The following is a 12,966-nucleotide window of genomic DNA, read 5'->3' as shown; positions in this document are numbered from 1 at the left end:
GCTTCATCGAGGGCCGTGCGGTCGACGTCCTGGTCGACACGGGTGCCACCGGCACCGCCATCCCGGCCGCGCTGGCGCGCGAGCTGCGGCTGGAGGCGATCGGCACGGTGCTGTCGTGCACCGCCGGCGGCGTGGTGACGGGCGAGGTGATGCGCGCCGACGTCGAGCTGCGCGGCGGCATTCGCGCCGAACGCCTGCGCGTGGTGGCCCTGGCCGGCCTGCACGACAGGCCGCTGCTGGGCATGGACGTGCTCGGCCGGCTGCGCTGGACGCAGGTGGACGGCGTGCTGCGCATCGAGGCGCGTTCGGCCCGCTAAGCTGGAGGCCATGGATCGGCTGACCGCTCGCCTGCGCCGTGCCCTGGCGGCCCTCGGGTTCGCCACGGGCCTGCCCGCATTCGCGCAGGACGACTGCCCGCCGCCGCCTGCGCCACCCACGGCGCAGGCGCTGGCCGAAGCCCGGCAGGCCGCTCGCGACCGCGGCTTCCTGTGGAAGCTGGAGAAGGATGGCCGCACCTCGTGGCTGTACGGCACCGTGCACGTGGCGCGGCTGGAGTGGGCCTTTCCCGGCCCGCGCGTTGCGCTGGCGCTGACGCAGAGCCAGGTGCTGGCCGTGGAACTCGACCTGCTCGACCCCGAGACGCAGCGCCGCCTGGCCGCCGGCAGCGCCGCGCGGCCCGGCGACGCCTTGCCTGCGCCGCTGCAGCAGCGGCTCGAACGCCGCGCCCGGGCCGAATGCGCCGTGGCGGAACAACTTGCCGCTCTGCGGCCGGAGCTGCAGCTGGCCACGCTGACCATGCTGGCCGGCCGCCGCCAGGGCCTGGAGCCGGGCTACGGCATCGACGCATCCTTGTCGGCGCTCGCCCGCCGCGACGGCAAGCCGGTGGCGGCGCTGGAGACGGTGGACGAGCAGCTGCGCACGATCGCCGCTGCCTCCCGCACCGAGCTGCTCGAGTTGGCCCGCCATACCCTCGACGAACTCGACAGCGGCCGGGCGCAGAAGATGCTCGGCCAGGTCGTGCAGCTGTGGGCGCGCGGCGACCATGCCCGACTGGCCCGCTACGCCGAGTGGTGCGAGTGCCAGCGCACGCCGGCCGAAGCGGCGGCGATGCGCCGCCTGCTCGACGACCGCCACCCGGCGATGGCGGCGCGGCTGGATTCGCTGCACCGCGGCGGTCGCTCGGTGTTCGCCGCCGTCGGCAGCCTGCACCTGACCGGCGCGCGCAGCCTGCCGGTGCTGATGGCCCACCGCGGCTACCGCGTCGAGCGCATCCCGCTGGAGCCGGCCATGCCCGACATCCTCGCCCTGTGGGATTTCGACGACCCGTCCGCCAGCGAAGCGCGCTTCCGTGCCGCGCTGGCCGAGGCCACGCACGATGCCGCGCTGTCGCTGCGCACCCAGATCGCCCGCACGCAGGGCCTGCGGCGGCAGTTCGGCGAGGCGCACCGCGAGCTCGACGCGGTCGATGCCGAGCTGGCCGGCGCCGGGCCCGAGCCGCGCGTGCGCACGCTGCTCGAACGCGGCCGCACCTGGCGCTCGGCCGGTGAGCCGGCGCGGGCACGGCCGCTGTTCCTGCAGGCCGAGCAGCTGGCGCGCACGGCGAAGCTGGAGTTCCTGCACGTCGACGCTCTGCACATGGTGGCGCTGGTGCAGCACGACCCCGAGGAACAGATGGCCTGGACACGCCGGGCGCTGGAGGCCGCGCGTTCCGCAGCCGACCCGCAGGCACGGCGCTGGGAGGCCTCGCTGACCCACAACCTGGGCTGGGCGCTGCACGAGGCCGACCGCCACGACGAGGCACTGCAGCACTTCCGCGCCGCGCTCGCCGCCCGCGAGCGCGACGGCGCCAAGCCGCAGCGCGTCCGCGAGGCGCGCTGGACGGTGGCGCGCGGTCTGCGCGCCCTGGCGCGCCACGACGAGGCCCTGCCCCTGCTGCGTGCGCTGGAGGCCGAGCTGGCCGCCGCCGGCGAGAGCGACGGCTTCGTGCCCGAGGAGATCGCCGAGAACCTGCTGGCGCTCGGCCGCGCCGACGAGGCCCGGCCCTTCTTCGCCCAGGCGCACGCGCAGCTGTCGCAGATCAACACCGTGGAGCGGCCGGACGACGCACGATTGGCGAGGTTGCTGGCGCTGTCGCGTTGATCGCGTTGATCGCGTGACAGGCCCGCGTACCATCGACGGCACCCAGAACAACCACCCGAGGAGACTCCCATGGCCGACGCCGCCGCCTTCGCCAAGCTCGTTCCCGGTTTCGACTTCCTGCAGGGCCTGGTGAAGAACGCCGGCTCCGCGCTGCCCAACATCGGCCAGTGGGTGGCGCCGACGCTGAACCCGGAGGAGCTGGAGAAGCGCATCGAGGAGCTGCGCACGGTGCAGTTCTGGCTGGAGCAGAACGCCCGCATGCTCGGCGCCACCATCCAGGCCCTGGAAGTGCAGCGCATGACGCTGTCGACCCTGAAGACGATGAACGTGCGGATGGACGACCTGCGCGACGCGATGACGCTGCGCATGCCCGAGGCCGCCGCGGCCAGTTCGGCGGTGACTGCCGAGCCGGCGAAGAAAGCGGCTCCGGCGAAGAAGAAGCCGGCGGCGAAGAAGGCCGCCGCCAGCGCGGCCGTGGCCCAGCCGGTCGACCCGATGCAGTGGTGGGGCGCGCTGACCAAGCAGTTCACCGAACTGGCCGCCAGCGCGATGAAGGACGGCGCTACCGACGCGGCGAAGAACCTCGCCGGCACCATGGTCAAGCAGAGCTTCGACGCCGCTGGCCAGACGCTGAAGAAGGCCGCCTCGGTGCCCGGCGCGGTGGCGCGCGGCGCCGGCGCGGCGGCGCGAACCGCCACCCGCAAGTCGATCTCGAAGAAAAAGGGTGCGCCGTGAAGCGTTTCCTGCAGGCCCACGCCACCCACCCCGACTGGCGCTATGCGCTGGCGATGGTGCAGCCGCAGCTGGAGGCGCAGCGCCGCGAGCGCGCGCCCTTCGAGCCGACGCTGGGCTGGGTCTACCTGACCGACCACTACGCCGGCCAGGCCGAGGCGCTGCTGGCCGAGCTGCAGCGCCACTGGCCGGGCGTGGCCTGGGTGGGCTGCGACGGCATCGGCGTGGCGGCCAGCGAGGTGGAGTATTTCGACGAGCCGGCGCTGACGGTGATGCTCGCCGAGCTGCCGCGCGGCGATTTCCGCGTCTTCTCCGGCGCACGGCCGCTGGGGAACTTCGCCGCCCACACGGCGCAGGTACACGCCGATCCGGCCACGCCGGAACTCGCTGATCTGCTCACCGACATGAGCGACCGCACCGCCACCGGCTACCTGTTCGGCGGCCTGGCCTCGGCGCGCAACCGCACGCTGCACATCGCCGACGCGGTGCTCGCCGGCGGGCTGTCGGGCGTGGCCTTCACCAGCGCGGTGGGGCTGGTGTCGCGCGTGACGCAAGGCTGCCAGCCGGTCGGCCGCTCGCGCACGGTGACCGAATCCGCCGGCAACGTGGTGACCAAGCTCGACGGCGAGCCGGCCCTCGACTGCCTGCTGGCCGACCTCGGCGTGGCCGGCCGCGAGCCGCGCGAGGTACTGCCTCAGATCCGCCAGACGCTGGTGGGCCTGGCCGACCCGGCCGAGCGCAGCGCCGACGCACCCAGCGCCCGCCGCGGCGCCTTCGGGCCCGACACCCGCGTGCGCCACCTGATCGGGCTGGACCCGGGCCGCGGCGGCATCGCCATCGGCGACCACGCCCCCGAAGGCCTGGAGCTCGCCTTCTGCCAGCGCCACACCGAGGCAGCGCGGCGCGACCTGGTGCGCATCTGCGCCGAGATCCGCGAGGAACTCGCACCCGACGAGCTGCCGCTGGCCGCCACCCTGCCCGGTGGGGGCACGCCGGAGCCGGCCGAATCGGGCATCGCCGGAGCGGTCTACGTGAGCTGCTCGGGCCGCGGCGGGCCACACTTCGGCGCGCCCTCGGCGGAGCTTCAGATCGTGCGCCGCGCGCTGGGCGACGTGCCGCTGGTCGGCTTCTTCGCCGCGGGCGAGATCGCCCGCCACCACCTCTACGGCTACACCGGCGTGCTGACGGTGTTTCGCGGCTGAGTCCAGTCGCGGCAGTTTCACCCGCATCGCAAAGAAGCTTCGATCCGGCGTCATTCCTCGCGGAGTTACAGTGCGCGGCTGAGCCGTACCCCGCCGGAGACCGCCCGTGAACGCCCCTTCCACGCTCGAGATGGCTGCCGTGCCGAGCGATGCCGCGCCCCGCACCGACCGCGCCGCGCGCCGCGCCGAGGTGGTGGCCGAGCTCTCCGCCGTGCTGCCCGCGCACGCGCTGCTGTGGCACAGCGAGGACACGATCCCCTACGAGTGCGATGGCCTCACGGCCTACCGCGAGCAGCCGCTGGCCGTGGCCCTGCCCGAGACCGAGGAACAGGTGGCCGCGGTGCTGCGCACCTGCCACCGCCTGAACGTGCCGGTGGTGGCACGCGGCGCAGGCACGGGCCTGTCGGGCGGCGCGCTGCCGCACAAGCTGGGCGTGACGATGAGCCTGGCCAGGTTCAACCGCATCCTCGCCGTCGACCCGCTGTCGCGCACGGCGCGCGTGCAGTGCGGCGTGCGCAACCTCGCGATCAGCGAGGCCGCGGCGCCCCACGGCCTGTACTACGCGCCCGACCCGTCGAGCCAGATCGCCTGCACGATCGGCGGCAACGTGGCCGAGAACTCCGGCGGCGTGCACTGCCTGAAATACGGCCTGACGGTGCACAACGTGCTGCGCGTGCGCGGCTTCACCGTCGAGGGCGAGGCGGTCGAGTTCGGTTCCGAGGCGCTCGACGCCGCGGGGCTCGACCTGATGGGCGTGCTGGTCGGCAGCGAGGGCATGCTGGCCGTCACCACCGAGGTCACGGTCAAGCTGGTGCCCAAGCCGCAACTGGCGCGCTGCATCATGGCCAGCTTCGACGACATGAAGAAGGCCGGCGACGCGGTGGCCAGCGTGATCGCCGCCGGCATCATCCCGGCCGGGCTGGAGATGATGGACAAGCCGATGACGGCGGCCGTCGAGGACTTCGTGCACGCCGGCTACGACCTCGATGCCGAGGCCATCCTGCTGTGCGAGAGCGACGGCACCCCGGAAGAGGTGGAGGAAGAGATCGGCCGCATGGTCGAGGTGCTGCAGCGCTGCGGCGCCACCGCGATCTCGGTCAGCGAGAACGAGGCCCAGCGCCTGAAGTTCTGGAGCGGCCGCAAGAACGCCTTCCCCGCCTCGGGGCGCATCAGCCCCGACTACATGTGCATGGACTCGACCATCCCGCGCAAGCGCCTGGCCGACATCCTGCTGGCCATCCAGGAGATGGAGAAGAAGTACCAGCTGCGCTGCGCCAACGTGTTCCACGCCGGCGACGGCAACCTGCACCCGCTGATCCTGTTCGACGCCAACGACCCCGACCAGATGCACCGCTGCGAACTGTTCGGCGCCGACATCCTCGAGACCAGCGTGCGCATGGGCGGCACGGTGACCGGCGAGCACGGCGTGGGCGTGGAGAAGCTCAGCTCGATGTGCGTGCAGTTCGCACCGGCCGAGCGCGAGCAGATGTTCGCCCTCAAGCGCGCCTTCGACCCGAAGGAACTGCTCAACCCCGGCAAGGTGATCCCCACCCTGCACCGCTGCGCCGAGTACGGAAAGATGCACGTCTCGCGCGGCCTGCTGCCCTTCGCCGACATTCCCCGCTTCTGAACCCATGTCGATCAATGATCCCGCGTTGCAGATGCTGGTCGACCGCGTGAAGAGCGCGCAGTCGGCCGGCGCGCAGCTGTGCATCCAGGGCGGCGGCACCAAGGCCTTCTACGGCGAGGCGCCGGCCGGCGAACTGCTCGACACCCGCGTGCTCGAGGGCATCTCCAGCTACGAGCCCACCGAGCTGGTGGTCACCGCGCGCTGCGGCACCGGGCTGGCCGAGCTGGAATCCACCCTCGCCGAGCAGGGTCAGTGCCTGCCCTTCGAGCCGCCGCACTTCGGCGCCGGCGCCACGGTGGGTGGCATGGTCGCGGCCGGTCTGTCGGGCCCGTCGCGCGCCGCCGTGGGCGCGGTGCGCGACTACGTGCTCGGTGCCACGCTGCTCAACGGCCGCGGCGAGGTGCTGAGCTTCGGCGGCCAGGTGATGAAGAACGTCGCCGGCTACGACGTCTCGCGCCTGCTGGCCGGCTCGATGGGCACGCTGGGGGTGATCCTCGAGGTCTCGCTGAAGGTGCTGCCGGTGGCGCCGGCGACCGCGACACTGCGCTTCGCCATGGACGAGGCCGAGGCGATCCGCCGCCTCAACGAATGGGGCGGCCAGCCGCTGCCGGTCAACGCCAGCGCCTGGTGGGACGGCACGCTGGTGCTGCGCCTGCGCGGCGCGCTGGCGGCAGTGAATTCGGCCATCACCCGGCTGGGCGGCGAGCTGATCGAGCCGGCGCACGCCACGCCGTTCTGGAACGGCCTGCGTCACCAGCACGACGAGTTCTTCACCAAGGCCGCCGCGGCGGTGGAGGGCGGCGCGCGGCTGTGGCGCGTGTCGGTGCCGCCGACCACGCCCCCGCTGAGCCTGCCCGGCGAGCAACTGATCGAATGGGGCGGGGCGCAGCGCTGGATCTGCTCGGCCGCGCCCGCGTCGCTGGTGCGCGACACGGCGGCGAAGGCGGGCGGCCACGCCACGCTGTTCCGCGGCGACAAGGGCGCCGGCGCCTTCGCGCCGCTGAAGGCGCCGCTGGACCGCATCCACCGCGAGCTGAAGAAGTCCTTCGACCCGAGCAGCGTGTTCAACCCTGGCCGGATGTATCCGGGGCTCTGACCCATGGACGCGCTGCGGGGCCTCGCATGGCTGCTGCTCGCCCAGTCCGCCGGCGAGGCGCTGGTCCGGCTGGCCGGCGCGCCGCTGCCCGGCCCGGTGCTCGGCCTGCTGCTGATGCTGGCGGCGCTGCGCTGGGCGCCGGTGCAGCGCCACGTCGGCGCCGCGGCCGATGCGCTGCTGGCGCACCTGTCGCTGCTGTTCGTGCCGGTGGGCGTGGGCGTGATGACGCATTTCGCGCTGATCTCGCAGTACGGCGCGCGCATGCTGCTGGTGATCGTGGTGGCCACCTGGGCCGGCATGGCCGTCACCGCGCTGGTGCTGCGCGCGCTGCTGCCTCGCGGGGCCTGAGGACATGCAGAGCTTCGTCGAACTCTGGGTCTACCTCTCGGCCACGCCGCTGTTCGGCCTGACCGCCACGCTGGTCACCTACGTGATCGCGCAGATGCTGTACGAGCGTGCCGGCTATGCGCCCTGGGCCAACCCGGTGCTGTGGACGGTGATCACGCTGGCCGCGCTGCTGGCTGCAAGCGGCACGCCCTACCCGACCTATTTCTCCGGCGCGCAGTTCATCCACTTCCTGCTGGGGCCTGCGGTGGTGGCGCTGGCCTGGCCGCTGTGGCAGCGCCGCGCCGAGCTGCGCGCGCGTGCCCGCGCGGTGCTGGTGGCGGCGCTGGCCGGCGGGTTCGCGGCGGCGGCCACCGCGGTCGGCCTGGGCTGGCTGCTCGGCCTGCCCGATGCCGTGCTGCGCTCGCTCGCGCCCAAGTCGGTGACCGCGCCGGTGGCCATGGGCATCGCCGAGCAGCTCGGCGGCATCCCGGCGCTGGCCGCGGCCTTCGCCGTGCTCACCGGCCTGGCCGGTGCGGTCAGCGCCAAATACCTGTTCGACGCCCTGCGCATCGCCGAGCCCGAGGTGCGCGGCTTCGCGCTGGGCACGGCAGCCCACGGCATCGGCGCCGCCCGCGCCCTGCAGGTGCACCCTGACGCCGGCGCGTACGCTGGCCTGGCGCTGGGCGTGCAAGTGGTGCTGGCCGCGCTGCTCATGCCGCTGCTGGCACGGCTGTTCTGAACACGACGCAAACTCGAGACGCTTCATGCAGACCACACTCGCCCCCGAATTCCACGGCACCCGCGAAGGAACCGAGGCCGAGGCCATCCTGCGCAAGTGCGTGCATTGCGGCTTCTGCACCGCCACCTGCCCGACCTACCAGCTGCTCGGCGACGAGCTCGATGGCCCGCGCGGGCGCATCTACCTGATCAAGCAGGTGATGGAGGGCAAGCCGGTCACCCGCGCGACGCAGCAGCACCTCGACCGCTGCCTGACCTGCCGCAACTGCGAGAGCACCTGCCCCTCGGGCGTGCAGTACGGCCACCTCGTCGAGATCGGCCGCAAGGTGGTGGAAGAGCGCGTCGAGCGCCCGGCTGGCGAGAAGGCGGTGCGCTGGCTGCTCAAGGAGGGCCTGACCTCGGCCCTGTTCGCCCCGGCGATGAAGCTCGGCCAGCTGGCCCGCCCGCTGCTGCCCGAGGCGCTGAAGAACAAGGTGCCGGGCAAGATGCCCGCGCAGGCGCATCGCTGGCCGAACCGCGAGCACGAGCGCAAGGTGCTGATGCTGATGGGCTGCGTGCAGCCGGCGATGATGCCCAACGTCAACAGCGCCACCGCGCGCGTGCTCGACGCCGCCGGCATCCAGACCCTGGTGGCCGACGAAGCCGGCTGCTGCGGCGCGCTGCGCACGCACCTCGGCGACGTCGATGGCGGCCTGGACGACATGCGCCGCAACGTCGACGCCTGGTGGCCGCTGGTGTCGACGGGCAAGGTCGAGGCGATCGTGATGAACGCATCGGCCTGCGGCGCGCAGGTGAAGGACTACGCCCATGCGCTGGCGCACGACCCGGCCTACGCCGAGCGGGCGCGGCGCATCGTCTCGCTGACCAAGGACATCAGCGAGCTGCTGCCCGACCTGGTGCCGCGACTGAAGCCGAAGCTGCGCGCGCGCGGGGCGCGCAAGCTCGCCTTCCACCCGCCGTGCACGCTGCAGCACGGCCAGCAGCTGCGCGGCGGCGTCGAGATGCACCTGGCCGCGCTCGGCTTCGACGTGCAGCTCGCCACCAGCGAATCTCACCTGTGCTGCGGTTCGGCCGGCACCTACTCGGTGCTGCAGCCGGAGCTGTCGTACCAGCTGCGCGACCGCAAGCTCGCCAACCTCGCGCCGCTGCAGGCGGAAGTGATCGTCTCGGCCAACATCGGCTGCATCCAGCATCTCGGCACCGGCACCACCACGCCGGTGAAGCACTGGATCGAAGTGCTCGACGAAGCGCTGGCCTGACGCAATCCGTCACGGTTCGCGCAGGCTGCTTAAGGGGAAGCTAATCAGGGTTACCGAGCATCGACTCCATCACTGTCGGCGCCTTTACGGGCGCCCCTGGAGCCCGAATGCCACCAGCCCCGTCGTGCGCCGCCGCGCGCACGCCCGAGAGCCCTTCGATGCTGCACATGCACGGCGCGGACGACCCCGGCCGAGCGGAGGTGGAGCGCTTCATCCGCGCCGTCTACGCCGAGCGCTTCGGCGCCACGGTGCGCCGCTTCGCGCCCTGCCTCGTCAGCCTGCGTGACGGCGACGGCCGCATCGTCGCCGCTGCGGGCTACCGCTTCGCCGACACGCAGCCGCTCTTTCTCGAGCGCTACCTCGACGAACCGGTCGATGCCGCCCTGCATCGCAGTGCCGGCGCCTTGCCGGTGCGCGAAGGCATCGTCGAGGTCGGCCATCTCGCCGCCGCTCGTTCCGGCGAGGGGCGCCGCCTGATCCTGCTGCTCGGCCCGCACCTGGCCGCGCGCGGCGCGCAGTGGGTGGTCAGCACGCTGACCGAGGAACTGCGCCACCTGTTCGTGCGCATCGGCGTCACGCCGCTGGCGCTCGGGGCCGCCGACCCGGCGCGGCTCGGCCCGGATGCCGCCGACTGGGGCGACTACTACGCCCACCGCCCGGTGGTGCTGGCCGGCCACCTGCCCCTGGCGCTGCGCACGCTGGCGCGCCGACTGCGCGGAGCCACCGCATGAGCGCCGACCTGCTCGACGCCTGGCGCGCCCACCAGGGCGTGGCCATCGAGGACGGACTGCGCGCCTGGCGCTACGACCAACTGCACCGCGAGGTCGATGCACTGGCCGCGTCGTGGCGGGCGCAGGGCGTGCGCGTACTGGCCACGCTGATGGACAACGGCGCCGCCTGGATCGCCGCCGACCTTGCCGCGCTGCAAGCGGGCATCGTGCACCTGCCGCTGCCCGGTTTCTTCACGCCGGCGCAGATCAGCCACGCGCTGCGCGCCGCCGGGGCCGATGCGCTGCTGGCGGCGCCACAGGCCGCGCCCGGCTTCGCGCCGCTGCCGGCCGTGGCCGTCGAACTGATGGGCCAGCCGCTGGCCTGGCTGCGCCTGCCGGCGCAGCCCGTCGCCATGCCCGAGGGCACCGTGAAGATCACCTTCACCTCCGGCACCACCGGCACGCCCAAGGGCGTGTGCCTGGGCCGCGCAGGGCTGGCGGCGGTGGCGAGCGGCGTGGCCGAGGCGCTCGGCCCGCTGGCCATCGGCCGCCACCTCAGCGCGCTGCCGCTGGCCGTGCTGCTGGAGAACGTGGCCGGCACGCTGGCGGCGCTGTCGCAAGGCGCCACCTGCGTCGCGCCGCCACTGCAGCAGATCGGGCTGCAGGGATCGTCGCAATTCGATCCGGCGCGGCTGAACACCACGGTGCTCGGCACCCAGGCGCACAGCGTGATCCTGCTGCCGCAGATGCTGCGCGCCTGGACGGGCTGGCTGCAGGCCACCGGCCAGCATGCGTCGGCGTCCTTGAAGATCGTCGCCGTCGGCGGCGCCGCCGTGGGCGCGCCGCTGATCGCCGCGGCGCAGTCCGTCGGCATCCCGGCCTGCGAAGGCTACGGCCTGTCCGAAGGCGGCTCGGTGCAGACGCTCAACCTGCCCGGCGCGCAGCGCCCCGGTTCGGCCGGCCGCGTGCTGCCGCATGCGCGGCTGCGCGTCGCCGACGATGGCGAAATCGAGATCGCCGGCAGCCTGTTCCTGGGCTACCTCGGCGACGCGACCGCGCCGCCGCCGTGGTGGCGCAGCGGCGACCTCGGCGAGATCGACGCCGAAGGCTTCGTGCACGTGCGCGGCCGCCGCAAGCAGGTGTTGATCACCGCCTTCGGCCGCAACGTCAGCCCCGAGTGGGTGGAGACCGCGCTGCGAGGAGAGCCGACCATCGCGCAGGCGGTGGTGTTCGGCGAGGCGCAGCCGGCGCTGTCGGCGGTGCTGTGGCCGATGCGGCCCGAGCTCGACGACGCCGCGCTGGAGGCCGCCGTGCAGCTCGCCAACGTCACGCTGCCCGACTACGCGCGCATCGGCCGCTGGTGCCGCGCCACCGCCGCGTTCAGCACCGAAACCGGCCTGGCCACCGCCAATGGCCGGCCGCAGCGCGCCGCCATCGAACAACGGCACGCCCAGGCCCTGGGCCTGGCCGAGCCGGCACTGGAGACCCCATGACCCAAGAACTGTTCTTCGCCCAGCTGGTCCGCGAGACCGCCGACGCCCGCGGCGGCCTGGTCAGCGCACCCATCATCCAGGGCTGCCTGCAAGGCCGCGTGTCGCTGCCGAGCTACGTGGCCTTCCTCACCGAGGCCTACCACCACGTGCGCCACACCGTGCCGCTGCTGGAGGCCTGCAAGGCCGCGCTGCCGCCGCACCACGCCGCCTGGCTGGACGAGGCGATGGACGAATACATCGAGGAGGAAGCCGGCCACGACGAGTGGATCCTCGACGACATCACCGCCTGCGGCGCCGACGCGGATGCGGTGCGCCACGGCCGGCCGGCCCACGCCACCGAGGTGATGGTGGCCTATGCCTACGACCAGATCGCGCGGCGCAACCCGCTCGGCTTCTTCGGCATGGTGCACGTGCTCGAAGGCACCAGCGTCGCGCTGGCGCTGCAGGCCGCCGACCAGATCCAGGCCCACCTGCAGTTGCCGGACCGCGCCTTCAGCTACCTGCGCTCGCACGGCACGCTCGACCAGCAGCACACCGCGCACTTCGCGCTACTGATGGACCGCATCGAGGCGCCGGAAGACCGCGCCGCCATCGTGCACGCCGCACGCGCGTTCTACCGGCTCTACGGCGACGTGTTCCGCGGCCTGCCGCTGCCTGAGTTCACGGCCGACCTCGAAGAGGCCCTGGCATGAAGGCCGCCGACGCCCGCGTGCTGCTGACCGGCGCCACCGGCGGCATCGGCCAGGCCATTGCGAAGGAGCTGCTGGCGCGCGGCGCTTCGGTGATGCTCTCCGGCCGCTCGCCGGGCAAACTGGCCGCGCTGGCCCGGCAGCTCGGCGGCCACGGCGACACCGCGGCACGCGTGCAATGGCACGCCGCCGACCTCGATGACCCGGCCAGCCTGCCGGCGCTGCGCGAGGCCGCGGCCTCCTGGCGTGCCAACGTGCTCGTCAACGCGGCGGGTACGCCGAGCTTCGGACGCTTCGAGTCGTTCGGTGCCGAGCACTTCGAGCAGGTGCTGCACACCAACCTCGTCGCGCCGATGCGGCTGACGCAGGCACTGCTGCCGGTGCTGCGCCGGCAGGCGAAGGCGCAGGTCATCCACGTCGGCTCGGCGCTGGGCCGGCTCGGCCTGCCCGGCTATGCGGTCTACAGCGCGAGCAAGTTCGGCCTGCGCGGCTTCTGCGAGGCGCTGCGCCGCGAACTGCACGGCAGCCCGGTGCGCGTGCAGTACCTCGGCCCGCGCAGCACGCGCACCGGCTTCAACGACGCGCGCGTCGAGGCCTACAACCGCGCCACCGGCACCGCGGTCGACGCGCCCGAGACGGTGGCGCAGGCCCTCGTCGCGCTGCTCGAGAGCGAGGCTGCCGAACGCTTCCTCGGCCTGCCCGAGAAGCTGGCCGTGCGCCTGAACGGCGCCGTGCCGCAATGGCTGGACGGTGCCTTCGACAAGCACCGCGCCAGCCTGAACCCCACTCCCGCGGAGACACTCCCATGAAGAAGATGCCCCTGGCCCTCCTGGCCGCCCTCGCCCTGACCTCGCTGGCCCGCGCCGGCACGGTGGAGGAAGACGTCGTGCAGCTGCAGCACGACTGGGAAGTGATCCGCTACCAGACACCGGCCAGCGAACGCGAGAAGCG

13 protein-coding genes are annotated in these 12,966 nt (G+C 73.1%); all 13 read left to right on the top strand.

Annotated elements, in window-relative coordinates; translation table 11 throughout:
• Positions 1–317 (top strand): retropepsin-like aspartic protease family protein (locus AB7U92_RS09850; protein WP_428576012.1); only part of this gene is annotated, 317 nt, incomplete at its 5' end.
• 10 nt (positions 318–327) lie between these two features.
• On the top strand, positions 328–2,139 hold the full coding sequence (locus AB7U92_RS09845) for a TraB/GumN family protein (RefSeq protein WP_428576011.1): 1,812 nt from the start codon (positions 328–330) through the stop codon (positions 2,137–2,139).
• A gap of 69 nt (positions 2,140–2,208) precedes the next feature.
• The gene (locus tag AB7U92_RS09840; RefSeq protein ID WP_428576010.1) at positions 2,209–2,874 is read left to right on the top strand and encodes a PhaM family polyhydroxyalkanoate granule multifunctional regulatory protein; all 666 of its coding nucleotides are present in this window, start codon (positions 2,209–2,211) and stop codon (positions 2,872–2,874) included.
• Positions 2,871–4,073 carry an FIST signal transduction protein gene (locus tag AB7U92_RS09835; RefSeq protein WP_428576009.1) on the top strand — a complete coding sequence of 401 codons (1,203 nt, stop codon included), beginning with the start codon at positions 2,871–2,873 and terminating at the stop codon, positions 4,071–4,073. Before AB7U92_RS09840 ends, AB7U92_RS09835 begins: the two co-directional genes overlap by 4 nt.
• Positions 4,074–4,203: 130 nt before the next feature.
• Positions 4,204–5,703 carry an FAD-linked oxidase C-terminal domain-containing protein gene (locus AB7U92_RS09830; RefSeq protein WP_428576013.1) on the top strand — a complete coding sequence of 500 codons (1,500 nt, stop codon included), beginning with the start codon at positions 4,204–4,206 and terminating at the stop codon, positions 5,701–5,703.
• A 4-nt stretch (positions 5,704–5,707) separates the two neighbouring features.
• Positions 5,708–6,799 carry a glycolate oxidase subunit GlcE gene (glcE, locus tag AB7U92_RS09825; protein WP_428576008.1) on the top strand — a complete coding sequence of 364 codons (1,092 nt, stop codon included), beginning with the start codon at positions 5,708–5,710 and terminating at the stop codon, positions 6,797–6,799.
• A gap of 3 nt (positions 6,800–6,802) precedes the next feature.
• The gene (locus tag AB7U92_RS09820) at positions 6,803–7,147 is read left to right on the top strand and encodes a CidA/LrgA family protein (RefSeq protein ID WP_428576007.1); all 345 of its coding nucleotides are present in this window, start codon (positions 6,803–6,805) and stop codon (positions 7,145–7,147) included.
• Positions 7,148–7,151: 4 nt separating this feature from the next.
• Positions 7,152–7,865, top strand: coding sequence for an LrgB family protein (locus AB7U92_RS09815; protein ID WP_428576006.1), 714 nt, complete (start codon positions 7,152–7,154; stop codon positions 7,863–7,865).
• Between the two features lie 25 nt (positions 7,866–7,890).
• Positions 7,891–9,123 (top strand): glycolate oxidase subunit GlcF, encoded by a 1,233-nt coding sequence (gene glcF, locus AB7U92_RS09810; protein WP_428576005.1) that lies wholly within the window; start codon positions 7,891–7,893, stop codon positions 9,121–9,123.
• A 158-nt stretch (positions 9,124–9,281) separates the two neighbouring features.
• On the top strand, positions 9,282–9,854 hold the full coding sequence (locus AB7U92_RS09805; RefSeq protein WP_428576004.1) for a thermostable hemolysin: 573 nt from the start codon (positions 9,282–9,284) through the stop codon (positions 9,852–9,854).
• On the top strand, positions 9,851–11,326 hold the full coding sequence (locus AB7U92_RS09800) for an AMP-binding protein (RefSeq protein WP_428576003.1): 1,476 nt from the start codon (positions 9,851–9,853) through the stop codon (positions 11,324–11,326). The genes AB7U92_RS09805 and AB7U92_RS09800 overlap by 4 nt, the downstream gene beginning before the upstream one ends.
• On the top strand, positions 11,323–12,018 hold the full coding sequence (locus AB7U92_RS09795; protein WP_428576002.1) for a TenA family transcriptional regulator: 696 nt from the start codon (positions 11,323–11,325) through the stop codon (positions 12,016–12,018). The genes AB7U92_RS09800 and AB7U92_RS09795 overlap by 4 nt, the downstream gene beginning before the upstream one ends.
• Positions 12,015–12,824, top strand: coding sequence for an SDR family oxidoreductase (locus AB7U92_RS09790; protein WP_428576001.1), 810 nt, complete (start codon positions 12,015–12,017; stop codon positions 12,822–12,824). The genes AB7U92_RS09795 and AB7U92_RS09790 overlap by 4 nt, the downstream gene beginning before the upstream one ends.
• The last annotated feature ends 142 nt before the right edge of the window (positions 12,825–12,966 follow it).

Source organism: Piscinibacter sp. (genome assembly GCF_050175855.1).
In the GTDB taxonomy this organism is placed as follows: domain Bacteria; phylum Pseudomonadota; class Gammaproteobacteria; order Burkholderiales; family Burkholderiaceae_C; genus Piscinibacter.
Note: the sequence above shows the minus strand (reverse complement) of the source record. Positions and strands in the feature narration are given on the sequence as shown.